This window comes from Actinomyces dentalis DSM 19115 (genome assembly GCF_000429225.1).
In the GTDB taxonomy this organism is placed as follows: domain Bacteria; phylum Actinomycetota; class Actinomycetes; order Actinomycetales; family Actinomycetaceae; genus Actinomyces; species Actinomyces dentalis.
In genome coordinates this window covers 11,997-35,880 of sequence record NZ_AUBL01000043.1, presented here as the reverse complement: position 1 = coordinate 35,880, position 23,884 = coordinate 11,997, and the positions used below count along the sequence as shown (strand labels likewise).

Sequence of the window (23,884 nt, the reverse complement as noted above, 5' to 3'; positions counted from 1 at the left end):
CTTCACGCCCCACGTCTTCAAAACCACCTCTGAACAACCTTCCGGGAACTGCACTCTACGGGCCCGGATCGTCATAATGGCGAGAGTGGGCGGGCGCGGGGTGTTACGGGTGGGGCTCCTGGGGCGGTCCGGGGCGGGGGCGTGTCCGAATCTGTTGCAAAGGCGCCCCGCGACCGGATCGGCCGCGAGAAGAAGCGCGGAATATCAACGATTCTCCTCCGGCGCCCCGGCTCGATCCGGGCCTTTGCAACAGATTTGGACAAACGGCGCCGCCACGGGCCCGGGAGGGCCGCCGCGAGTCGGGCGGAGGCCGCGGCGGGCGCCCCGATCGGCCGGGCGGGCCCGCGGGAGTGTCCGCCGTGGTCGCCATCGGGCCCGCGGCGACGTCCTCCCGGGCGCCCTCGGACGCCGAGACGTGCACTTCGCACTCGAAAGTGCAGTTCCAACCGTCATTCTCGAGTGCAAAATGCACATCTCGACGGCAAAGTGCACATCTCGACGACGAGGAGGCCGGTCGCGGTCCTCGCGGGCCGCGGCGACGGCCCCGCCCGCACCACCCCGCGCCCGCCCACCCGCGCCATTATGGCGATCCCGACCGGTCCGGGGAATCTTCTGGCGAGAAGGGCCCACTGACGGCGAGACAGGCGCACGGGCCGGGGGCCGCATGCATATTCTTGCCGCGTGCGGCGCCCCGGCCCGCGACGATCACGATCAGGAGCGCACATGATTCTCATCCGATTCATCACCTCCTCATGGGGGGCGAGGGGCACCGGCGTCCTGTTCGGGCCGACGACGAGGTCCATGTGCGCCGTCGCGGTCCTGCTCCTCGTCATGGCGGCGGTGAACCCGGTTCCCGTGCCCCCGGCGTGGAGCCTTCCCGCACCGCTGATCGCGGGGGCCGTCCTGGGCGCCGTCAACGCCTCAGCCGTCTGCAGGGACGTGACGGACTCGCGATACGCCGCCCTGCGCTACTACGGATTCTCGGCGGGCGGGTTCATGGGGCTCTTCGCCCTCATGGCGCTGCCGTGCACGATCATCGAGACGGCGGCCTGCCTCATGCTCCTGGTGCTCCCTGAAGGATCGTCCGGACCCGCCCTCATTCTCATCGTCATATCAACATCCGCGACCACGGGGATATTCGCCCTGCTCTGGTGCGCCGCGCGCCGCGAACGCACCCCGTCTCACAGGCCCCTGCTCCCCATAATGCGAAGACTCCCGGCCGATCGGCGCGCGGCACTGCGCCTGCGCTATCTCGGCGAATGCCGCCGCCTGCCCGCCGTCATCGCCCTGGCCGAGGCCGCCTTCATCGCGTGCGCAATGGGGCGCTTCGGCATGTCGGTCGCGGGGGCGGTGCACATCGGGGGCGCCCTCGTCGCCTCGGCCTGCGTCTGCGCCGTCGGCGAGGCCGAGTCCACGCGGGCGGGGCGATTCTCGCGCGGGCGCTACGAGGTCGCCGATCCCGAACTCGTCCGCGCCGGGGCGCCCATGATTCTGATCCCCGTGTCGGCCGCACTGGCCCTGACGGGGATACTGGCGGCCGTGAACGGCGGCGCGGCGGACGCGCCGTCGATCGCGGCCGGCGCCGGATACCAGCTCATCGCCGCGCCGCTCCTGCTGGCGGCAATGGTGCGATTCAGCGCGACCCGGACGGTATCGCCGCTCGCCGAACTGATATTCCTCCTCATCATGCTGACCCCCGGTCTGGCCGTCCTCGCCGGGGCGGCGACGCTCATCCACCGGAGAGGACGGCGCCATGCTTGAGATAGAGGGGCTGGTGCACCGGTACGCCAACGGCCGCGGGGTGGGCCCCGTGTCCCTGCGCGTCAGAGCGGGCGAGGCCCTGGGCGTCGTGGGCCCCAACGGCGCGGGCAAGAGCACGCTCTTCAACGGCCTGTGCGGCTCGGGCCCGCTGTCCGGGGGAGCCGTCAGGCTCAACGGCCGCGACACGGGGCGGCGCCTGCCCAGTGCGGCGGTGGGATTCCTCCCCGAGACCTGCCGGCTCCTCCCCTCGATGACCGCCCTCCAGGCGGTCGCCTTCGAACGGGGCGTGCGGGGCCTGGCCGTGAGCGACTCCGGGCTGGCCGACGCGCTGGGCGCCATGGGGGTCGACGACGCCGGGGACGCGGCCGTCTCCGCCCTGTCCCAGGGGATGCGCCGGAGGGTCGGCATCGTCTGCGCATTCCTCGGATCGCCGCCGGTGGTGGTCGCCGACGAGCCACTCAACGGCCTGGACGTCGACGGCGTCCTCCTCTTCCGCGACCTCCTGCGCGACTACCTCGCGCACGGCGGCGCGCTCCTCATCTCCAGCCACATCCTCGATCTCCTGGACGAGGTGTGCGCCCGCGTCCTGCTGCTGCGAGACGGCCTCGTCGTTGAGACGGTCGACGCCGACGGCGGGCGCGTCGAGCAGGCCTACCGGCGACTGCGGGCCGAGTCCTCGGAGGCCGCGGAACCGCGGGCCGGCGCGCGGGCCCACCGGCGGCCGCGGGCCGACTAGCGCGGAAGGCCCGGACGGGACCGCCGCCCCGCGGCCGACTGCGGGGCCGCCCTCCTCCCGGGCGGGACCCCGCCGCCCCCGCCCGGCTCAGCGCAGCGCCTCCAGGGCGCGGGCGGCGTCCAGGGCCCGCAGGTGCGCCAGCGGGTCCAGGCCGGTCTCCAGGACGAAGTCGGTCAGCTGGGCGCGGACCACCTCCTGGAGCCGGGCGGCCCGCCAGGGCTTGGCGATGTAGTGGTCCAGCCCGGCCTCGTTGACGGCCCGGATCGTGTCCGCCTGGTCCGCCTGGCCGGTGACCAGCACCTTGCGCGCATCCGCCGTGCGCTCGTCGCCGGCCATCTCCACGAGCATGTCGACCCCGCTGCGCCCGGGCAGCCGGTGGTCGGCCAGGACGAGGGCGACGACGTCGCCGTCGCCGTCGATCTCGTCGACGACCTCGAGGGCGTCATCGACGTCCTCGGCCGGCTCTATGCGCACCGTATCGGCGAAGGGGGCGAGATCGCCCAGGACGGCGTCGCGGACCTCGGGCTCGTCCTCGACGACGACAATGGCGAGCTTCATGGCTGATCCTTCCTCTCAGGGGCCCGCTGCGGCGGCTCGGCGGGCAATCGGACGGTGACGCGGGTGCGCCCGGGGCGGGAGTCGACGGCGATGGTGCCGCCGTGGGCGTCGACGACGCTCTTGGCCAGGCCCATGCCCAGTCCCAGCCCGAAGCGGACCCGGCCGTGCTTGGTGGTGAAGCGGGGCTCGAAGATCCGGGGCAGGACCTGCGGGTCGATGCCGGGGCCGTTGTCCGTCACGTCCACGCGCACGCCGTCGGGCTCGCCCGCCACGGCGATGACCAGCCGCGGGGCGAAGTCCGACGGCGCCCCGGCCCCGGCCGCCGGCGCATCCCCGGCCCCGGCCGCCGGCGCCCCGGCGCCCGCCCCCGCGAGCGCGTCGGCGGCGTTGGACAGGATATTGGTCCACACCTGGGCGAGCTCCCCGGCCCGCCCGGGCACGGCGCCCACCTCGGCGTAGTCGCGCTCGATGGCCACGTCCCGCAGCCGGTGGGCGGTCAGGCGCAGCGAGTCCTCCAGCACCTCGCGCACATCGACGTCCTGGACCATCTCCCCCTCGGGGCGCACGTAGGTGGACAGGGCGGACACGAGCCCGCGGATCCGCTTGGTGGCCAGGGCGACATTGCGCTCCTGGCGGCCGACCGAGGCGGCCGCGAGCGCGGTGGCCAGTCGCTGCGGGTCGCCGGCCAGGTCCCGCACCCGCTGCGGGTCGGAGTCGGCGTCCAGGCCCAGGGACACGAGCCGGCGGGCGAGCTCGCGGTCGCCCACCACCGCCTCCAGCGCCCGGCGGGCGGCGCGCTCCTGGCGGGTCGAGGCGGCCGGGCGGGTGCGGGCGTGCGCGGCGGTGCGCAGCACCATCTCGCCGTCGGGGTGCCCGGCCAGCAGGGAGGCCAGGTCCTCGCGCAGGTGGGCGTTGGCCCCCTCCAGGGCGGCCACGGGGTTGTTGAGCTCGTGGGCCACGCCGGCGGCCAGCTCGCCCAGGGTGGCGAAGCGCTCCTGGGCGAGCAGCTCCAGGCGGGCCTGCTCCAGGGCCTCCAGGGCCTCGGTCGCCTGGGCGCGCTCGGCCTCGACGGCGGCGGCGAGCTCGATCTTCTCCACCTGGAGGACCTCGGAGCGCGACAGCCGCGTGGTGAGCGAGCCGATGATCAGGGCGGCCAGGGTCTGCTCGGTGGCGGGGTTCTCGCGCAGCGCCCGGTCGAGCTGCTCGATGGACAGCAGGATGAGCTCGACGTCGGTGGTCGTGGTGGCGGTGACGTAGGCGCGCCCCTGGGTGGCCAGGGAGACCAGGCCGACGATGCGCCCGGTGGTGGCGTGGTGGAGCGTGACCTCGCCGACCCGGGTGTGGCGGGTCAGGGCCACGGCCCCGGACACGACGACGCAGACGGCGTCGACCACCTGGCCCTGGTGGGCCAGGCGCACCCCAGGGGGCAGGTGCAGGCGCGGGCGCGGGCCCAGGACGGCCTCGCAGGCGGCGATGAGCTCGGCGGTGAGGCGATCGTTGGAGTGGTTGAGGGCCTCCAGCAGCGGGGAGCGGCCCTCGGGTGGCTCGTCGGCGCGGCCCAGGCGGTGGCGGCGCTCGTCGTCGGGCAGGTGGTCGCGCATCCACCGGCTGGTCTGGGCGGCGGCGCGGTCGGCGATCGCCCCGGGCGTCCACGGGACGACGACGACCTCGCGGATGAGGTCCTCGTCGACGGCCCGCCCCAGGTCCGTCAGCTCGCTGCGCTCGGTGAGCAGGACCAGGCGCGCCGAGGCCAGGACCGGGTAGTGGTCGATGGCGGCGGCGACGTCGTCGAGGCTGCCGACCTCGTCAGTGGCCACGATGAGGGGGACCCGCCCCAGGGGCTCGGGGCCGGAGGCGGCGCGGGCGAAGAGCTCGGCGAGGGTGCGCACGCGCAGGACGTCGGCGGCGGCGCGCACGGCCGGCTCGATCTCGTGGGCGGCCTGGCTGCCCAGGGAGGCGGGCGAGACGACGGCGACCACGAGGCGCTCGGGCCCCGACCCGCCGGTCGCGTCGTCGGGTCTGGGCGCCGGCGCGGCGGGCCCCGGCCGGCCGGCCCCATTGGCCCCGGCCCCGGGCGCGGCGGGCCCCGGCCCGGCCGGGCGGGGCCGCGCCGTCGGCTCCCGGGCGTCCCCCCCGGCTCCGGTCGGGGCGCTCACACCAGCCCCATCCACGACCACAGGGTCGGCATGACCAGCACGAGGACGGTCGTGCCCGCGACCCCGATGACGATCCCGACCCGGGCCATGTCCGCGGTGGAGACCTCGCCGGTGGCGTAGGCGATGGCGTTGGGCGGGGTGGAGATGGGCAGGCTCATGCCCAGCGAGCAGGCCAGGGCCAGGACCACGGCGATCGTCACCGGTTCGAGCCCCTCGATGCCGCCGGCCAGGCCCATCGCCAGGGGGATGAGCAGGTTGGAGGCGGCCGAGTGGCTGATGACATTGGACATGGCCAGTCCCAGCGCCCCCATGACCACGACGACCGCGAGGGCCGGCATGGCCCCCCAGTCGAACAGCCCCAGCAGCCACACGTCCAGGCCGGTGTCGCCCACGCCGTCGCCCAGGGCGATGCCCCCGGCCACGAGCCACAGCACCGGCCACGACAGGCGCCCGAGGTCCTCCCCGCCCATGACGCCGGTGACCAGCAGGGCGATGACGGCCAGGAAGCCGACGACGTTGGCGCTCATCGCGTGCAGGGACTCGGTCATCCACAGCAGGATCGTGGCGGCGGCGATGACGTAGAAGGTGACGGCCCGCCGGTCGGTGTGCCAGGTGGCCCGCATGTCCAACTCGATGCCCAGCCCGGCGGGGATGAACAGGACGATGAGCAGCAGCCAGGCGCCCAGCAGGATGACGAGCATGAGGGGCACGGCCATGACCATCCAGGAGGCGAAGGAGATGTGGTGGCCGCGCTCGGCCAGGGCGCCCAGGGCGATGGCGTTGGGCGGGGTGCCCACCGGGGTGCCGATGCCGCCGACGTTGGCGGCCACGGGGATGGACAGGGCCAGGCCCGCGCGGGGGCGGCCCTCGGGCAGGGCGCCGAGGATGGGGATGACGACGGCGAACATGGTGGCGGTGGTCGCCGTGTTGGACATGAACATGCTCAGCAGCGCGGTGATGACCATCAGGCCCAGCACCGTGCGCCGGGCCGAGCCGGTGAAGGGCTTGATGAGCACGGCGGCGAGGTTCTTGTCCAGGTGGTACTTGGCGGCGCCGTCGGCGATGAGGAAGCCGCCCAGGAACAGGATGATGACCGGGTTGGCCAGGGCGGCCAGGAACTCGGCGTAGTGGGTGGCGCCGGCGGGCACGGGCAGGAGCGCCTGGTCGGAGACCAGCAGGACCTCCAGGCCGATGACCAGGACGGCGGTGGCGACCAGGGGGATGGCCTCGGTGACCCACAGGACGATGGCCAGCAGGAAGATGGACAGCATGCGCTCGCCCGGGTCGTCGAGCCCGGGGACGTCGAAGACCAGGGGGGCGGCGAAGACGACGGCCCCCAGGACGAGCCCGATGATCCGGCGGGCGCTCGGACGCGCGTCATCCACTGCGCGGCGGGCGCTGTCCGCCCGGCGCCGTCGGGCGACGCCCCGGGAGGCGGCGTCCGCCTGGCGGTCGGTGCGGGGGCGGCGCGCGCGCGGCGTCGGCATATGGGTCCTCCTGGGCACGTACGTACGCGATCGGGCTACCGACGACCGGGCCGGCGGGAGCCGGGAGGCCGAGGGCGACCCGGCCTCCTTGCCGGGTCCCGGGGAGCATAGGAGGCGCCCCCGCACCGGGATCGGGACCAAGGGCCCGGGCGGGCGCCGTGGCGCCGCCGCTTCCCGACACGCCGCCGCGGCCCTTGAGTCCCCCTCCCAGCCCCGGGCTCAGCCGGGCGGCGCCACCCGCCGCAGCCAGGCGTCGACGACGTCGTAGAAGCCGGCCGGGCGGGTGCGGCGCACGTCGTGCCCGGCGCCGGGCACGAGCGCCGTGGCCACGTGCGCATTGGCCAGGCGCTCCAGGACCTCCAGGCCGTCCCGGCCCACGCGCGCCGAGCCCGGGCGGTCCCCGGTGACCAGGAGGGTGGGCACCCCCAGGGCGGCCATGCCCTCCTCCCAGACCACCGGCGGGGCGACGACGCCGGTGCGCAGCAGCCCGGCGTCCATGCGCTGGGAGGCCCACACGCCGGGCAGGGCCTCGGCGCCCGGCACCTCGTCGTCGGCCAGGGCGCGCGCCGCCGCGGCGGCCGGGTCGGCGCACACGGCGGCGGCGGCGCGCTCGCGGGCGGCGCCGCGGGCGAGGAGCTCGGCGGGGGTGCGCGCGCCGTAGCGGGCCGGGTCGATGAGGACCAGGCCGCGGACGAGTCCGGGGCGCCGGGCGCCCACGACCATGGCGGTGGCCGCGCCCATGGAGTGGCCGATGAGCACCGGGGGCGGCGGTGCGCCCAGACCCAGGGCGGCCCGGCCGCGCCGCTCGACGTCGAGGTCCTCCAGGACGGCGACGACGTCGTCGACCAGGACCTGCCCGGCGCGTTCGAGCTCGGCGGGCGTCCAGCGCGGGGACAGGCCGTGGCCGCGGGCGTCCACGGCGACCACCCGGTAGCCCCGGGCGGCCCAGTGGTCGATGGCGTCGGCCTGGGAGAGGGCCGAGGAGGTGATCCCGTGCAGGAGCACCAGGGCGGGGGCGTCGTCGGGCCCGACGACAATGCGGGCGAGGTCGCTCACGGGCGGCTCCTTCTCCTGAATTCCCCTTCGGAACGTGTCGAGCATAGGCCCGCCCGGCGTCCACCGCCCGCGCACCACGGGGTGCCGCCGCGCCGATAGCCTTGGGGCCATGAGCCAGTACACGCAGACCTCGGGACCGCGTATGAACGTCGAGTCCTTCAACCTCGACCACACGCGGGTGGCCGCGCCCTTCGTGCGGGTCGCCGACCGCAAGCGCCTGCCGGGCGGCGACGAGCTGGTCAAGTACGACGTGCGCTTCTGCCAGCCCAACCGCGAGCACCTGGATATGCGGGCGGTGCACTCCATCGAGCACCTGACCGCCGAGCTCATGCGCAACCGCACCGACCGGCTCATCGACTTCGGGCCCATGGGCTGCCAGACCGGCTTCTACGCCCTGACCCTGGGGCTGGAGCTGGCCGAGTTCCTGCCCCTGCTGGAGGCGACCCTCCACGACATCCTGGGCGCCGGCGAGGTGCCCGCCGCCAATGAGGTGCAGTGCGGCTGGGGCGCCAACCACTCCCTGGAGGCGGCGCAGGCGGCGGTGCGCGATTTCCTGGCGGCGCGCGACGAGTGGGAGGTCGTCATCCCCGACGCCGGCCCCGGGGCGCCCGAGAATCCCGCCGTCCCCGCCGGCACCGGGGCGCCCGAGAATCCCGTCGTCCCCGCTGGCACCGGGGCGCCCGAGAACCCCGGTGCTCCCACCGACCCCGGCCCGGAGGCCCCCGCCGGCACCGCCGGCACCGAGCAGGGCGACCGGCCATGACGTCGCTGGAGCCGTCCTCCTACGGGGTCGTCGTCGTCCCGCAGAGCCCGACCCTCCTGCTCACCGTCCTCCTCCAGCCGGGGATGATGCTGCTGGCCTACCTCGTGGGCCGCCTGACCCGCAGGGTCCTGCGGCGCTGGCACACGACCCTGTCCTCCTCGGCGGCGACCCTCACGGCCCTGCTGGGCCTGTGGGGAGGGCTGGCCGTGGGGACCTGGATCTTCACGGAGGACTACCTGTGGGCGCCGCGCCTGCTGGTGTGCGCCCTCGCCACCGCCGTCACGGTCATCATCATCACGTCCTTCGTCGCCACCTGGCTCCAGCGCGAGCCCGAGCTCGAGCCGATCGCGGCGGTGGCGGCCCGCGGGGAGTCGGCGACCCTGGAGTTCAAGTCCTCGGCGCGCGTCAACCTGCGCACCGGCAAGCGCGACGACGTCATCGAGACGGTCGCCGCCAAGACCGTGGCGGCCTTCCTCAACTCCCGCGGCGGCACCCTGCTGCTGGGCGTGGACGACGCCGGGCGCCTCATCGGGCTCGGCCCGGACTACACGACGCTGCGCCACGAGGACGCCGACCGCTACGAGCTCTTCCTGCGGGACCTGTGGCGCGTGCGCCTGGGGGCCAATGCGGCGGCCCTGCCGCGCCTGGACTTCGCGCCGGCCGCCGACGGCGACGGCGAGGTCTGCCGGATCACCGTGCCGCCGTCGCCGGCGCCCGTGTACCTGTCCGGCCCCAAGGGCAAGGGCGGGCGCGAGCTGTGGGTGCGGGCGGGCAACTCCACCCAGCGCCTGGAGGTGGACGACGCCGTGGCGTATGTGGCCCAGCGCTGGCCGCGCGAGGTGCGCCCGACGCTGCGCAGCCGATTCGGCGCGTACCTGCTCTACCACCGCCGCCCGGCCGACGCCCCCGAGTGAGCGCGGCCCCGCACCCCCTTCGGACGGACCCGGCCAAGAACTTGCGCGCCGAACCCCCATTGCGACTGCCCATACCCCTCGGACCGGACCCGAGCTCCGTCACGGGACGCTTCCCGAGCGAGCACGCCCCATGACGGCCTGTTGCGGCCCCGCTGACGAGTTCGAGACGGTTCCGGGGGCGATCCCGCCCCGAACGCGGAGGACCTGGGGTCGCGGTCGGGGCCGGCGCAGTCGAAGATCCCGCCCCGAACGCGGGGGGAGCGGCCCCGTCGGCGTCGGAGGCGACGCGGCCGCGGTGCTCCCGCCCCGAACGCGGGGGGAGCGGCCCGATCTGGCCGGGGGCGGCGCTGAAAAAGGTGGCTCCCGCGTATCTTTCACGCCCCACCGCCGCCCCGGCCCGCAGCAGAACGGCGGAATGACGCCACATCCCGCGCAGACGACACCACGACCGGCCCCCAATGATATGCAAGAACCACCTTTTTCAACCGCCCAACCGCCTCCGACCCGCACCCACAGACCGCCCGACCGCCCCGTCCGATCGGCAGACCTCTCCGGGCGACGAAGTTGCGGATGACTTCACCGAAAAACGCACTTATCCACAGATGAAGCCGCAGATATTGTGATTGAGGCCTCGCGAACGGATGCTTCTCCACATGCGCTACACCGAGAAGCGGGACGCCGTACTGCGTGCGCTGGCGAATGCGCACGGAGCGGCCAAGCAGCGGTTCCTCGTCCCCCTGGAGCACGACCGCCGCGCCCTGGCCCGCATGGTGGCCGAGGGTGCGGTCACCCGCCACCCGCAGCACGTCATCGCCCTGCCGGGAACAGATCAACGCATCATCATCGCCCGGCGCCTGGGCGCCCTCATCACCTGCGCGCACGCGATGGACCGCTACGGAATCGCCCTTCAGAGGAGCTCCGACAGTCGGCTCCACCTCATCGTCCCCCGCGGCAAGCGCCTCGTCTACGGCATCGGACACGCCGTCATCCACCATGTCGCCGACGTCCACGTCGATCCGCTCGGCTCGCCCTTCGCCGACCACGAGACCGCGATCCTCACCTTCATGCGTTGCGCACCGGAGTTGGACGCGCTCATCGCTCTCGATTGCGCCCTCCGCGGCGGCATGGTCGTTCGCGACCAGCTTCTCGCCAGACTGCGGGGCCCGCGCAACAGCCCCATGCGTGAGCTGCTCGCCCGCGCCAACCCGAAGGCGAGATCCATCCTGGAGACCATTGCGCGCTACGAACTGGAGGAGGCGGGAGCCGTGCCGGATGTCGCCGTCGAGGTGCCGATCGGGGAGCTCGACCTCACCCTGGGGTTCCTCGCGATCGAGCCCGATGGCTACGCCTTCCACTCCTCCTTGGCCGACTGGACGCGGGACCACCACCGCGATCAGTGGCTCCTGCTGCACGGGATGATACCGCTTCATCTGACCGCCCAGCAGGTCCTGGCGCACCGGACGGTCGAAATCGTCCGTCCCATCGCTGAACGGCTCGGATGCTGGCCCGCCGACGCCAGGTGAGGCTCCCGCGCGCTCCTCGGCGGACTCGCCGGCTCCGGCGTTGACACGAAGACCGACCGTTTCGAGGCTCCCACGCACTCCTCGGACCTGATCCGGCCGGAGGCGGCGCTGAAAAAGGTGGCTCCCGCGTATCTTTCACGCCTCACCGCCGCCCCAGCCCGCAGCAGAACGGCGGAATGACGCCACATCCCGCGCAAACGACACCACGACCGGCCCCCAATGATATGCAAGAACCACCTTTTCCGACCGCCCGACCGCCCCCGACCTGCGCTCACGGACCGCCCGGCAGGGGAGGAGCGCCGAGAGCCGCCCCCGCTCGCCCCGGCCGTAGGCTCCGGGCGTGACCGCGCCCGAACCCGCCACCTCTGCGCCCCCGCCCTCCGCCGCCTGCGCAACCCTGCGCTTCGCACTTCCCTCACCGGCCTCACCGGCCCTACCGGCCTCCGCTGCGCCCGCGCCCCTGGCCCGCCACCTGGCGGGCCCCCTCGACGATGACACCGCCCCCGTCCTCGTCCTGTCCCACGGCATCACCGACTCCGCGGCCTGCTGGGCGGAGGCCGTCGACCACTGGAGTGCGGCCGGCTACCGGATCGTGGCCCTCGACGCCCGCGGACACGGGGACTCCCCGCGCTGGGACTCCGAGGACCTCGCCGATCAGGCGACCGCGGGCGCCCGCCTGGCCGCGGACCTCGAGACGACCCTGGAGGACCTGCGCGCCCACGGCCTGCGCCCCTCCCCGCACGCGCCCGATTCGGGTGCGCTGACCGCGCCACTGGCCGTCGTCGGCCACTCCATGGGCGGGGTGACCGGCCTCGACGTCGCCGCCCGCCGCCCCGACCTGGTCGACGCCGCGATCGCGGAGGACCCGGCCTTCACGACGCCCGCCTGGAACCGGCTCCTGCGGCTGGGCGCCTTCCGGCAGGTCCGCGAGATGGAGTCCATCGCCGCCGACCCGCGGGCGCGCTTCGAGAAGGAGACGCGCGAGAACCCGACCTGGTCGCACCGCGAGGTGCGCGCGAGCGTCGAGGCCGGCGCCGGGGTGGACCTGGGATTCATCGCCGTCGGCTGCGTGGGCCCACCGACGCCGTGGGAGGAGGTCATCGACAACCTGGCCGTGCCCACGCTCATCGTCACCGGCACCGACCGGGTGGTGCTGCGCGGGGAGTACCTGACGAATATCACGCGCCGCGCCAATCCGCGGATCTCGACGGCGGTCGTCGTCGGGGCGCCGCACTGCGTGCGCCGAACCCGCCCCGAGCGCTTCCACGCCGTGACCGACCCCTGGCTGCGCCTCCACATCCCCGCTCCCTCTCCTTCACCGCCCCCTTCACCGAAACCAGCGGAAATGGCACGCGAGACCGGCGGATCATGCACATAATGCCCAGCGTTATCCACAGGTTGTGGACAACTCGGGGCGGCCAGCCAGCCCTCATCCCGCTGCTCTTCCGCGAACGCGCAGGTTTCCAGTCGAACGCGCGCCTCCCACCTGCGCGTTCGACTGGAAACCTGCGCGTTCGCGGGAATCGGGGTATCCGGCAGGGTTCGGCGGGGAGGCACCAGCGGTCGGCCCCCGGCGCCGGCGGGGCCGACGCCGCCGCACCGATCCCCGGCCTAGGCTCGGCGCATGAGCACCGCCGTCCGCACGCCCTGGCCCGTGGCCGCCCTCGTCGTCGTCGCCATGGATGAGGAGGCCCGGCCCTTCCTCGACGCCCTCGCCCCGCTCGACGACGTCGACGAAGTTCCCCTTCTCGGGATTGCGCGAGCATGGAGCCTCGCCCTGCCCGGCGCGCTTGCGGCGGGAGGCGGCGAGCTCGCGACGGTCGAGACGGTCGGGCCGGATGCGGAACTGGACGACGGGCGGGCGGATGCTGCGGCGGGCGGACCGCACGCCGAACCGGACAATGAACCGGGCGACGGGCGACCTTCCGGACCGTGCGAGCTCGTGCTCGTCCGCTCGGGCATCGGGCTCGTCGCGGCGGCGAGCGCGCTGGCCACGGCCCTGACCCGCCTGGCCCCCGCCGTCGTGCTCTCGGCGGGCACCGCCGGCGGGCTCGGGCGCGAGGTTGAGGTGGGAGACGTGTGCGTCTCGACGACCCTGGCCTACACCGACGCCGACGCCACCGCCTTCGGCTACGCCCACGGCCAGACGCCCGGCCAGCCCGCCGTCTTCGAGGCTGACGCCGCCGTGCTGGCGCGCGTGGAGGAGGTCGGCCCGGCGGCGCTGCGCGCCTCGACGGCGTCGTCCGGCGGCGCCCGGATCCGCGCCGGTCAGATGCTGGCGGGGAACTCCTTCGTCACCGCCGCGAACGTGGGCCGGGCGCGCGAGCTCTTCCCGGGCGCGGTGAGCACGGATATGGAGTCGACGGCGCTGGCGCAGGTGGCGACGAGCGCGGGGATCCCCTTCGCCTCGGTGCGCGGCGTGTCCGACCTGTGCGGGCCGGAGGCGGGTCAGGATTTCCACATCGGCGCCCACGAGGCGGCGGCCCGCTCGGCGGCCGTCGTGCTGGCGGCGCTGGGCTGAGGCGGGCCGGGTCCGCGCACCGGCCGATCGGGAAGCCCGGGAGAGTGCGACATTGCAAGTGGGCCGACGGCGCTGTCTGACGGTCCCGAACCCCCAGCACTTGACATACGTGGACTCTCACGTATATTTGTACGTGAGAGTCCACGTACATCGGAGGCCGTCATGGATCTGGACCCCATCGTCCCGCAGCCCGGCAGCGACCGGGACCCGGCGCACTTCGTCGGTCGCGTGGCGACCACGACGCGGGCCCGCGAGCGCCTCGCGGCCGGGGCGAACCTGCTGCTCACCGACCCCAGGCGCATGGGCAAGACCTTCTGGATGCGCGCCTTCGCAGCTCGGGAGAGCGGCTTCAGGTGCTATGTCATCGACTACGAGAGCGTGAGCACGGTTGAGAACTTCCTCATCCGCACAGGCGAGGAACTGGTTAAGAACAAAGCGCTTCCTGAGAATGTGCTCATGTCCCTGAAGAAGATCTTCGACAATGTCGATATCGAGTTCTCCGGTCCCATCGCGGTCAAGACCTATCACCGTCAGACATCCCCGCACCGCCTGCTCGCCGACGCCCTCAAGACTCTGGACGAGGACATCGGCGGAGTCGTCCCGCTGGTGATGATGGACGAGGTTCCTCTGGCGATCGATAATATCGCCCGGCGCGAGGGTTCCGGAGCGGCATCGGAGCTCCTCCAGACTCTTCGGACACTTCGCCAAGGGACTAAGCGAGTTCGATGGATCGTCACCGGCTCCGTTGGCTTCCACCACGTGCTGCGACGAGTTGGCACGACGCAGGGCGCGCTCAATGATCTCGAATCCTTGCCTCTCGGCCCCCTGCCCGACGACGAAGCCGGAGAACTCGCACGACGCCTCCTGCTGGGAATCGGTCAGATGCCCGATGACGTCGTCGTCAAGGCGCTCGTCGAGGTCAGTGGGGGGATCCCCTTTGTACTCCATAAGGTGGCGGGAACACTCGATCAGCGCCACCGCAGGGTCATCGGGCCCGCAGAGGTGCGCGAGTGCTTCGAGGACTTCATCGACGACCCGGACGAATTCGGCTGGTTCGAGCACTATCTGACTCGTGTCGGTCCTCACTACGGCGAACGCGCCATCCTCGCCGAGCGAATGCTTCGGGCTACGCTTTCGGAGACCAATGACTGGATCCCTGTGGATATCCTGCCCCCGGACGACGGAGTCGACGAGATCCTTGAGGATCTCACCAAGGATCACTATCTGGAGCGCCGCGGTCGGTCGGTGCGCTGGCGTTATCCCGCGCTCCAGTACATCTGGGCGCGCAAAAGGGGAGGATGGGATCGTCGATGAGTACCGTCTCCATCTCCCGTTTCACCCCCTCGACCATGCCTGAGGATCTGCTCGAGCGACTTTTCGTGGTGCGCCAGCCAATCCTGAAGAGGCTCATGGATCGCGTCGCCAATCTGGGGACGACTCCGAGTCCTCATCACACGCTCCTCGTCGGCCCGCGAGGGGCGGGAAAGACTCATATCATCTCCCTCGTCTACCATCGTTCCAAGAAACTCATCGCACAGGGATCCGGATTTCAGATCGCCTGGCTGCCCGAGGACCCTTGGACGATCATGTCGTATCGGCATCTGCTGAGCGAGATACTCCGGGCCATTAATCCCGATCAGCGACCTCAAAGTCGCGATGAGGCGGAACTCGATGCGCAATTGCGTGCAGTCATCAAAGAGAACGGACCGATTCTCATTCTCGCGGAGAATTTCGACCAGATCCTTGACGCCATGGGGGAACAGGGTCAGCAGAAACTGCGACATCTACTTCAAACGGGATCGAATATACTCATCATCGGCAGCACCACGCGCCTGGACCGTAATCTCTCTGACCACTCCCACCCGTTCTTCGGCTTCTTCGACACAATTCGTCTCACGCCGTTCTCCCCGGAAGAGGCGCGAAAGATGCTCGTCGCCCTCGCCATCGAGGGCAAGGACGACAGGTTGAAGAATAAACTCAGCGACGACGCCACTCTGTCACGCATCTGCACCATCGCGCACCTGGCGGGTGGGCAACCCCGCCTGTGGGCGCTGCTCGGCAGTGCCCTCACCGTCGAACAACTCGATCACCTCGCCGAACTTCTGCTGAGTCGATTCGACGATCTTACGCCCTACTATCAGGAGCAGTTGGCACGTTTGTCCCCGCAGCAGCGCCTCGTCGTCGCAGAACTCGCTTCCGCGGACCGGCCGTTATCGGTCAAGGAACTCGCCGGACGCATCGGAGTCGATCAGCGCAGCGTCGCCAAGACCGTTGGTGACTTGACCGACCGGGGATGGCTTGAACCGGTATCGACGATCTTCGCCGACCTTCTCGATCGCCGTCGGACCTACTACGAGCTCGCCGAGCCGCTGGCCCGTCTCGCCTTCCAGATCAAGGAGTCGCGCGGAGAACCGCTACCACTAGTCATTGACTTTCTTATCAATTGGTTTGACGCCGACCAACTGTGCGCATCTGATAAGAGCGCTTATGGTCAGGTGGCTCTGATGGAGATGGAGCAGGACGAGGTCGGGGGCCTGGTGCGCCAACTCACTAGCCTACCCGATTCACGTGCCCCCTCCCTTGATCTCCTTGGCCGGGTCGAAGATGCTCTCGCCGCCATTTCAGACGGCGACGCCGAACCTATTATGTCTCTGCCGAGTACACTCCGCCAGGCCATTGAACATCGGGCCGGGTCTTCACTGAATATTGCGCCAATACGTTTGGAGCTTCTGGAATCCGCCCTGGAGGAGGTTGGTGACGTCCCCCGTCGGCAGTCTTCTGCGGAGTGGGTCTCACGCGCCGAGCGGCTAGACCGGGAAGTGCGTTCTTCCGGGAGTCGTCTCATGCTTGTGCGCTGGCTCGCCGCGTCCTGGCGTTTTGATGAAGCAGGGGCCGCCCTCGATACAATTCTCTTGGAAGAAGATAAGTTGATGGGAGCTAACACAGTGGCTCGCGCTTATCTATCTACTGGCCTGCTCCACCAGGCAATTATTTTGTTCGAGCAGACCTTGGCCGACAGCGAACGTATCCTGGGTCCCGACCACCCCGACACCCTCGACTCACGCAACAACCTCGCATCCGCCTACCAGAATTCGGGTAGACTCGAACAAGCCATCCCTCTGTTCGAACAGAATCTGGCCGATCGTGAGCGCATTCTGGGTCCCGACCACCCCGACACCCTCACCTCCCGCAACAACCTCGCCAGCACATATCGATTCGCAGGCAGACTCGAACAGGCAATTCCCCTGCACGAGAGGAATCTGTCCGACCGCGAACGCATCCTGGGCCCCGACCACCCCGACACCCTCACCTCACGAAACAATCTCGCATCCGCCTACCTATCCGCAGGCAAACTCGAACAGGCCATCAACCTGTTCGAACAGAACCTCGCCAATCAACTACGCGTCCTGGGCCCCAACCACCCTTGTACCACATTGTTCCGCGACAACCTCGCCCGCGCCAAAGAGGCTCGGAATTGAATCGCCGCGCACTCCGCCCCGCTCAGCCGCACCCGCCCCATCCGGGCGCCGATTGAATCGCCGCCGCTCAGCCGTCACCATGGTCCGAGCTCACGCCGTCGGAGCGCGCTTCCATCACCCGCAGCCGCTCCTCAACCCGTTCCACCTTGGCGGTCAGCTGCCCGGTCCATCCCGGGCGGATATCGGCCTTGAGGACGAGCGCCACCCGCGGGCTCACCTCCGCCACCGCCTCGCAGGCGGCCTTGACCACCGCCATGCACTCGTCCCACTCGCCCTCCAGGGTGGTGAACATGGAGGTCGTCTCGTTGGGCAGGCCGGAGTCGCGCACCACTCGCACGGCGCGGGCCACGGCTTCGGACACGGATCCGTCGGGGTCGTCGGTGGTGGCGGGGGACACGGAGAAGGCGAGGAGCACGCGGCCAGGCTAGCGCGCCGGCCCCGCCACCCCACCGCCCCGCCATGCCGCACTCACGCCCCCACGATGAGGTACTCGACCGCCCGGCGGCGAGTGGCGTGGCGGGCCGTGCCGAAGTGGTAGCGGTGGTCGATCCTGAGGACCTCGGCGCCGCCCTTGACCTCCCGGACCATCCCCACCAGCGCGTCCAGGCCGGGAACCGCGTTCGACCCGTAGGAGAGGACCACCGAGGAATCGGCGAAACGATCGAGGGTCCGCGCCAGCGCCCCCTCGATCGTCCGCCTCGATCCGAAGGGCGTGGGGCGCTTGGGGAGCTTGCGCGTCGCGGTGGACTCCATGATCTCGGCGCGGCCCCCGTCCCAGTAGTCGGCCAGGCCCTCGAGGAACCAGTAGCGCTTGATGTAGTCGTTGTCGTCCCGGGGCGGGGCGTAGGGCGGGTCGAGGTAGACGACGTCGGCGCCCCGCGGAGCCTCCTCCACCGGGACCCGGCGCACCCGGACGCGGGGCCCGCCGTCGAGGACCGCCCGGTTCCAGTCCCGGGCGGCCTCGATGATGTGCTCGCGCAGGGTCATGCGCAGATGACGGCGACCGTCGTCGTAGGCGGGGTAGCGGGGAGCCGTCACGGTGAAGACGCCTCGCGGCTGCTTGCGGGCCGCAGCCAGTATGAGGGAGGCGATGGCCAGGTCCCGGCGCGCCCCCTCCCAGGCGGCCAGCACGGACCAGGCCGAGTCCAGCACCGCCAGGTCTTCGGGGGTGAAGAGGATTCCGGAGTAGGTCCGGGAGATGTGGGAGCGTCCGTCGCGATTGGGGCCGAGGAGCTCGTTGAGATCCTCCTCGCTCAGGCGCACGCCGTCATTGGCCGCGGTCGCGCGGGTCAAAACGCACGGGAAGGCCAGGTAGTCCGAGGCCCACACCTCCCGCCCCATGGTGCGCGCCAGGTAGGACACGACCCCCGACCCGCTGAAGGGGTCCGCGACGGTGACCCCCGCGAGGTCGCCCAGGACCCTTTCGAGCTGGGGCAGAAGGGCGTACTTGCTCCCCATGTACCGCAGGCGCGGGTACCTCGCGGCGACCGTCTCGGCGGCCGACGCCGGTGCGCTGGGCCCGCCCTCCGACGCCGGTGCGCGGGGCCCGCCCTCTGGGGTCGCAGCCATTGAGCGCCTCGCCTTTCTCATCGGATCATCGGACATCGGACCGTCGCGCCGATCCTACGACCGTGGTGCGAGGGCCGGGCCCGATCCGCGGGGCGCGCCCTGCTCCCGCCCTCGGGCACTGTGGCCCGTGTGAGGCCGGGCCCGATCCGCGGGGCGCGCCCGCCGCTGACCGGCTTCCTCGCCCCGCCGAGGCGGCCGGACCCCATCCTCGGGGAGCGCCTCCGGGCGCCGTCGCCCGCCCGTGTTGCCCGACGCCGTCGTTGCCAAAACTGCAACCTCTTCGAGACCTCTGCGGGGGCGGAAGGGTGCGCCCTACCGTGTCCGGGGCCACGGCACCACTACCCTGGGCAGAGTGAGCGAGACGCACGGCCCTCTGTCCACCGCCCCCTCCACCGACTCCATCACGCCCGCCCGGCCCGTCTTCGACGACGGCGCCGCCTCGCAGGCCGAGCCCGACCGCGAGGAGCTCACCTGGGAGCTGTTCGGCGTCGCCGAGCGCGAGCTGGCCGCCCAGATCGTGGCCTCGGGATGGATGCCGGACCTCATCATCGGCATCGCCCGCGGCGGCCTCATACCCGCTGGCGCCATCGGCTACGCGATCGGCGTCAAGGCGATGGGGGCCATGAACGTCGAGTTCTACACCGGCGTCGGCCAGACCCTCGACGAGCCCGTCGTCCTGCCCCCGCTCATGGACGCCTCCGAGCTGCCCGGCAAGCGGGTCCTCGTGGTCGACGACGTCGCCGACTCGGGCAAGACCCTCAAGCTGGTCATGGAGCTGCTGCGCCACCAGGGCCTGGACCTGGGCGGGGAGAAGGTGAACGTCGATGCCCGTTCCGCCGTCATCTACCGCAAGCCGCGCAGCGTCTTCGAGCCCGACTACTGCTGGCGCGTGACCGGCAAGTGGATCAACTTCCCCTGGTCGGTCCTGCCCGTCATCACACCCGAGCCCTGAGAGGCCCGGACCAGGACCCCGCGGACCCGAGTCGGCCTCGGCCCCGCGAACGCGCAGGTTTCCAGTCGAACGCGCACCTCCCATCTGCGCGTTCGACTGGGAACCTGCGCGTTCGCGAAGACGGATGACGACGCCGTCGCGAGCCCGCCACGGGCCCGGCCCGCGCGACCCGGGCATCGCCCATGAGCAGCGCCCGCAGCAGCGGGCCGCCGGGCCCGGCCCGTGTGACCCGGCCGGCACGAACGACGACGCTCCACCGGCCTCTACTAGCCTCGGGCCCGTGTCCACCGACGCCGCCACCCACCGCCTCGCCCGAACCGGGACCGTCGTCTGCCTGGTCGTCATCCTGCTGGCGGTCCTATGGCCCTCGGGCGGGGACGTCGCGCAGGCCAAGAGCATTCTGGGCCTGTGGTTTCTCTCCGAGGCGGACAAGGACGTGGTGCTCAACCTGGTCATGCTCGCACCGCTGACCTTCCTCGGTACCCTGGGCTGGCCGAGGGTTCCGTGGTGGGCGTGGGCCCTGCTCGGCTGCGCCCTGGGCGCGAGCGCGGAGCTGACCCAGCTGCTGGTGACGGCCCTGGACCGCCGGGCCAGCTGGGCGAACGTCGGTCAGAATGCAGCCGGATCCTGGGCCGGGGCCCTGGCCGCCCTCGCCGTCATGCGGCTGCGCGTCCGACGACGGACCCGCGGGTGAGTCCCTTGGGCGGCGGCGACTCCGGTTCGACGCCGACGGGCAGACGGGCGCCCTTGGTGGGTCCCTTGGCGCGGCGGTGATTCCCGCGGGCTCCCGGCCGGCGGCCCCGCCCTCGCGGCCCGGGGTCGTCGGCGGACGACGGCTGTGTCGAGTCTCCGCACAGGGCCCCGCCCTCGCGGCCCGGGGTCGTCGGCGGGGCGGAAAAAGGTGGCCGGCGCGTGACTTTCGGGTGCGTGGCGGCTCCTGCGCGTCCGGGGAATGGCGTCATTGCAACACTTCGGAACGAGAGGGGCGCGGCGTGGAGGGTGAAAGATACGCGCCGTCCACCTTTTTGGGCCGCCAGGCCCGCCCGCCGCCGGCCGACCCACTGGCACCCGCGCGGTGACGGTCACGCCGATGGGTACTTGTCCCCGCCCGCCGGGACCGTCCCTGCACCCATGACCTGTGGAAAACTACACATCCTGCGCGCGCCGCCCGCCGCTCCCGACACGCGGACCCGGACGAAGAAACATACGGATCCGGACGGGGCGAGCGGGCGAGGGGAAGGGCGCCCCGGATGGGGGACGCGCGGGAGGAGACGCGGGCGACGCGCGGGGAGGGGCCCGGATGACCCCGGCCCGTCGGCGGCCCCGGAAGGCGCGGGCGACGCGCGGGGAGGGGCCCGGGGGCACCCGCACGACGGGTCGGCCCGCCGGCGCGGACGCGGATGAGAATCCGGCCAACGACAAGTCCTTCTCGTAGCCGGCGGGCCCGCGGGCGCCGACGCGGCCGAGAAGACCGGGAGGCCCGCGGGCGCCGACGGCCCGGAGGCCGCGGGCGCGAACGAGAAGGCCCAGAACCGCTGGGTCTCAGCCGGCTCCGGGCCTGCGCTCGTCGTGCGCGGGGGGGGACTCGAACCCCCATGATCGTAAGATCACACGGACCTGAACCGTGCGCGTCTACCAATTCCGCCACTCGCGCGAGAAGCGAGGCTGACGATAGCCGCTCGGGGCCTCCCGCGTCCAATCAATCCGATCCACAGACCGGTGAGACCCGTCACCCGCCCGATCCATCGGCTCCTCCTCCCCACCCTCCTGGTCACACCGGTTACGATGGACCCGATGGCTCCGTACCCGCGGAGGAGCCGGTCATCCTGGGAGGTGAGGAACATGGGGTTCCTGGACAAGTTCGGGAGGGGCGTTGAGGACGTCGCCGGGCGCGCCAAGTCGCGTTTCTCCAACGACGTCGAGCCCATCGAGATCGCCTCGAAGCTGCGCGAGACCATGGACAAGCGCGCGGCTTCCTTCGCGCGCGACCGCTCGGTGGTCCCCAACGTCTTCCGCATTCACTTGGCCCCCGCCGACTTCCAGCGCGTCGTGTCCTGGAGTCAGGACGAGATGGCCCGCCAGATGGAGGAGGTGGCCACGAGCCACGCCGCCGACCAGGGCTACTCCTTCGTCGGCCCCGTCGAGGTCACCTTCGTGTCCGACGACTCCCTGGGCTCCCCGGTCGAGATCGACTCCTCCACCCGCCGCGGCGCGGCCGCCCCGGCCGCGGCGGCCACCGCCTCCCCGGCGCACCCGATCCTCGACATCGACGGCCAGCGCTACCTGCTCACCGGCCCCGTCACCGTCATCGGCCGCGGCAGCGAGGCGGACATCATCGTCGACGACTCGGGCGTCTCCCGCCGCCACCTGGAGATCCGCCTCATGCAGGGCCACGCCATTGCGACCGACCTCCACTCGACCAACGGCACCTTCGTCGAGGGCCACCGGGTCGACGCCGCCACCCTCCTGGACGGCAACACCCTGACCGTGGGCCGCACGCGCATCATGTTCTGGGATGGCACCCAGGGAGTCGGGGCGAACGGGTGAGCGAGCTCGCCTTCACCCTGGCTCGGATCGGGTTCCTGGTCCTGCTGTGGGTCTTCGTCCTCCTCACGATCCGCGCCCTGCGACGCGACGTCGCCGACACGGCCACCCCCGGCGCCCAGCGCCGTCCCGCCCGTCCCTCCGCGCCCGCGCCGGCCCGGGCGCAGTCGCACCGACGAGGCGCCTCCCGCCTCATCATCACCGAGGGGCCCCTCGCCGGCTCCACGGTTCCCCTATCGCCGACCTCCATCTCGATCGGCCGTTCCCCCTCCTGCACCCTGGTCCTGGAGGACTCCTACGCCTCCTCCCGCCACGCCCGCATATTCCCCAAGGACGGCACGTGGTGGCTGGAGGACCTTGGTTCAACCAACGGCACGACGCTGGCGGGTCACCCCGTCCACGGAACCGTGGAGCTCCCCATGGGAGTCCCGGTCAGGATCGGCCAGACGACGCTGGAGCTGCGCCCATGACAACCTCCCTCCGCTACGCCGCACGCAGCTCGGTCGGGCTCGTGCGGTCCTCGAATCAGGACTCCGGCTACGCCGGGCCGCACCTGATGGTCCTGTGCGACGGCATGGGCGGGCCCGCCGGCGGCGACATCGCCTCCGCCGTCGCCGTCGACCACCTCGTGCCGCTCGACGCCGACTCCCACCAGGCCGGGGATCTGCTCGGCCTGCTGCGCGACGCCGTGCAGGCCGCCCACGCCGACCTGGTCGCCCGCTCCTCCGCCAGCCCCGAGCTGGCGGGCCTGGGCACCACCTGCATCGCCATTATGCGGTCGGGCAACAAGCTCGCCATGGTCCACGTCGGCGACTCGCGCGCCTACCTCCTGCGCGACGGCGAGCTCACCCAGGTCACCACCGACCACACCTTCGTGGAGTACCTCGTCGAGACCGGCCGCCTCACCCGCGAGCAGGCCCGTCAGCACCCGCAGCGCTCGGTGCTGCTGCGGGTCCTGGGCGACGCCGACGGCGAGGTCCAGCTCGACGAGTCCATCCGCGAGGCCGTCCCCGGCGACCGCTGGCTGCTGTGCTCCGACGGGCTGAGCGGCCCGGTCTCGGCGGCCACCATCGGGGAGGTCCTCGCCGGGGTGGACGACCCCGAGCTGGCCGCCGAGCAGCTCATCGACCTGGCCGAGCGCGCGGGCGGCCCCGACAACATCACCGCCGTCGTCTTCGACGTCGTCGAGGACGACCCGACCCCCCAGCGCGACCCCCAGATCGTCGGCTCCGCCGCCATCCACCGCACCCTGCCCGCCGTCGCGTCGGCGGCGAGCCCCGGGGAGGGCTCGCCCGCCACGCCCGCGGCCAAGGCCGCCGCCCTCGTGGCGGGCCTGGAGGACGACGCGGACGCCGCGGAGGGGGCCTCCTCACCCGCCGCGCCCGGGGCGGCCGAGGCCCTGGCCGACGCCGAGGAGCGCCGCCGCCGCCGACGCCGGCGCTCCATACTGGGCACGGTCCTGCTGCTCATCGCCGTCGCCGGCACCCTCATCCTCGTCTACAACTGGACGCAGTCCCAGTACTACGTCTCCATCAGCGACGGGAAGGTCGCGATCTACCAGGGCATCCCCCAGACCCTGGGACCGATCTCGCTCAGCCACGTCGTCGAGACCTACGACGAGCCCGCCCTCGACGAGCTCGACGAGCGCATGCGCAAGCGCCTGGAGGAGACGGTCCCCCGGATCTCCCTGGCCGACGCCCGCACATACATCGAGGACACCGTCAGCGCCCAGGCATCCACGCCCGAGGCCACCGCCACCCCGACGCCGCCGCAGACGCCGCACCCGCAATCGACGAAACCGCAGCCGAGTCCCGCCCCGCCGCCGCCGAGCGCGAGCCGGCTGCCGGAGGGTGTGTGACGCCGGT

Annotated in this window: 19 protein-coding genes, 1 tRNA gene and 1 pseudogene; 14 read left to right on the top strand and 7 right to left on the bottom strand. The window is 72.0% G+C overall.

Annotated elements, in window-relative coordinates:
• Positions 1–723: 723 nt before the first annotated feature.
• Entirely contained in the window at positions 724–1,761 is a 1,038-nt protein-coding gene (locus G446_RS0110375) for a hypothetical protein (protein ID WP_026410089.1), read from the top strand.
• The gene (locus G446_RS17370) at positions 1,754–2,497 is read left to right on the top strand and encodes an ABC transporter ATP-binding protein (protein ID WP_051285915.1); all 744 of its coding nucleotides are present in this window, start codon (positions 1,754–1,756) and stop codon (positions 2,495–2,497) included. The genes G446_RS0110375 and G446_RS17370 overlap by 8 nt, the downstream gene beginning before the upstream one ends.
• A gap of 87 nt (positions 2,498–2,584) precedes the next feature.
• Here the strand turns inward: G446_RS17370 and G446_RS0110365 are convergent, their stop codons facing one another.
• From G446_RS0110365 to G446_RS0110350, 4 genes are all read right to left on the bottom strand, one after another.
• The gene (locus tag G446_RS0110365) at positions 2,585–3,055 is read right to left on the bottom strand and encodes a response regulator (protein ID WP_026410088.1); all 471 of its coding nucleotides are present in this window, start codon (positions 3,053–3,055) and stop codon (positions 2,585–2,587) included.
• Positions 3,052–5,211 (bottom strand): ATP-binding protein, encoded by a 2,160-nt coding sequence (locus tag G446_RS17365; protein ID WP_051285914.1) that lies wholly within the window; start codon positions 5,209–5,211, stop codon positions 3,052–3,054. Before G446_RS17365 ends, G446_RS0110365 begins: the two co-directional genes overlap by 4 nt.
• Positions 5,208–6,698 (bottom strand): SLC13 family permease, encoded by a 1,491-nt coding sequence (locus G446_RS0110355; RefSeq protein ID WP_051285913.1) that lies wholly within the window; start codon positions 6,696–6,698, stop codon positions 5,208–5,210. Before G446_RS0110355 ends, G446_RS17365 begins: the two co-directional genes overlap by 4 nt.
• Positions 6,699–6,917: 219 nt before the next feature.
• Positions 6,918–7,754 carry an alpha/beta fold hydrolase gene (locus G446_RS0110350; RefSeq protein ID WP_026410086.1) on the bottom strand — a complete coding sequence of 279 codons (837 nt, stop codon included), beginning with the start codon at positions 7,752–7,754 and terminating at the stop codon, positions 6,918–6,920.
• A gap of 142 nt (positions 7,755–7,896) precedes the next feature.
• On the opposite strand from G446_RS0110350, the pseudogene G446_RS17360 reads away from it, so the two are divergent.
• The 7 genes and pseudogenes from G446_RS17360 to G446_RS20030 form a co-directional block, all read left to right on the top strand.
• Positions 7,897–8,340 (top strand): annotated as a pseudogene (locus G446_RS17360) (S-ribosylhomocysteine lyase); the annotation flags it as partial.
• Positions 8,341–8,513: 173 nt separating this feature from the next.
• Positions 8,514–9,431: an AlbA family DNA-binding domain-containing protein gene (locus G446_RS0110340; protein WP_026410085.1), complete on the top strand. Its 918-nt coding sequence runs from the start codon at positions 8,514–8,516 to the stop codon at positions 9,429–9,431.
• 653 nt (positions 9,432–10,084) lie between these two features.
• Complete coding sequence (locus tag G446_RS0110330) at positions 10,085–10,954, top strand: putative endonuclease domain-containing protein (RefSeq protein ID WP_034470073.1); 870 nt, start codon at positions 10,085–10,087, stop codon at positions 10,952–10,954.
• A gap of 340 nt (positions 10,955–11,294) precedes the next feature.
• Complete coding sequence (locus tag G446_RS17350) at positions 11,295–12,332, top strand: alpha/beta hydrolase (RefSeq protein WP_051285912.1); 1,038 nt, start codon at positions 11,295–11,297, stop codon at positions 12,330–12,332.
• A 246-nt stretch (positions 12,333–12,578) separates the two neighbouring features.
• Positions 12,579–13,475, top strand: coding sequence for a 5'-methylthioadenosine/S-adenosylhomocysteine nucleosidase (gene mtnN / locus G446_RS0110320; RefSeq protein ID WP_026410083.1), 897 nt, complete (start codon positions 12,579–12,581; stop codon positions 13,473–13,475).
• 162 nt (positions 13,476–13,637) lie between these two features.
• Positions 13,638–14,789, top strand: coding sequence for a hypothetical protein (locus tag G446_RS0110315; protein WP_026410082.1), 1,152 nt, complete (start codon positions 13,638–13,640; stop codon positions 14,787–14,789).
• Positions 14,786–16,954 (top strand): tetratricopeptide repeat protein, encoded by a 2,169-nt coding sequence (locus G446_RS20030; RefSeq protein WP_051285911.1) that lies wholly within the window; start codon positions 14,786–14,788, stop codon positions 16,952–16,954. Before G446_RS0110315 ends, G446_RS20030 begins: the two co-directional genes overlap by 4 nt.
• 67 nt (positions 16,955–17,021) lie before the next feature.
• Here the strand turns inward: G446_RS20030 and G446_RS17340 are convergent, their stop codons facing one another.
• Positions 17,022–17,369, bottom strand: a complete 348-nt coding sequence (locus G446_RS17340; RefSeq protein ID WP_051285910.1) for a thiamine-binding protein — start codon at positions 17,367–17,369, stop codon at positions 17,022–17,024.
• A 53-nt stretch (positions 17,370–17,422) separates the two neighbouring features.
• On the bottom strand, positions 17,423–18,523 hold the full coding sequence (locus G446_RS0110300) for a DNA adenine methylase (RefSeq protein WP_211228287.1): 1,101 nt from the start codon (positions 18,521–18,523) through the stop codon (positions 17,423–17,425).
• 400 nt (positions 18,524–18,923) lie between these two features.
• Between G446_RS0110300 and G446_RS0110295 the strand changes: the two genes are divergently transcribed.
• Together G446_RS0110295 and G446_RS20360 are read left to right on the top strand one after the other, a co-directional pair.
• The gene (locus G446_RS0110295; RefSeq protein ID WP_026410080.1) at positions 18,924–19,475 is read left to right on the top strand and encodes a phosphoribosyltransferase; all 552 of its coding nucleotides are present in this window, start codon (positions 18,924–18,926) and stop codon (positions 19,473–19,475) included.
• A 280-nt stretch (positions 19,476–19,755) separates the two neighbouring features.
• On the top strand, positions 19,756–20,169 hold the full coding sequence (locus tag G446_RS20360) for a VanZ family protein (RefSeq protein ID WP_026410079.1): 414 nt from the start codon (positions 19,756–19,758) through the stop codon (positions 20,167–20,169).
• An 876-nt stretch (positions 20,170–21,045) separates the two neighbouring features.
• On the opposite strand, the gene G446_RS0110280 is transcribed toward G446_RS20360, so the two are convergent.
• A tRNA-Leu gene (locus G446_RS0110280) sits at positions 21,046–21,129 on the bottom strand.
• Positions 21,130–21,317: 188 nt separating this feature from the next.
• Here G446_RS0110280 and G446_RS0110275 point away from each other — a divergent pair.
• Genes G446_RS0110275 through G446_RS0110265 form a run of 3 tightly spaced genes read left to right on the top strand, consistent with a single transcriptional unit; the run spans position 21,318 to position 23,877 of the window.
• Positions 21,318–22,022 (top strand): FHA domain-containing protein, encoded by a 705-nt coding sequence (locus tag G446_RS0110275; RefSeq protein WP_026410078.1) that lies wholly within the window; start codon positions 21,318–21,320, stop codon positions 22,020–22,022.
• Entirely contained in the window at positions 22,019–22,489 is a 471-nt protein-coding gene (locus G446_RS0110270; RefSeq protein WP_026410077.1) for an FHA domain-containing protein FhaB/FipA, read from the top strand. Before G446_RS0110275 ends, G446_RS0110270 begins: the two co-directional genes overlap by 4 nt.
• Positions 22,486–23,877 carry a PP2C family protein-serine/threonine phosphatase gene (locus G446_RS0110265; RefSeq protein ID WP_026410076.1) on the top strand — a complete coding sequence of 464 codons (1,392 nt, stop codon included), beginning with the start codon at positions 22,486–22,488 and terminating at the stop codon, positions 23,875–23,877. The genes G446_RS0110270 and G446_RS0110265 overlap by 4 nt, the downstream gene beginning before the upstream one ends.
• Positions 23,878–23,884 lie beyond the last annotated feature (7 nt).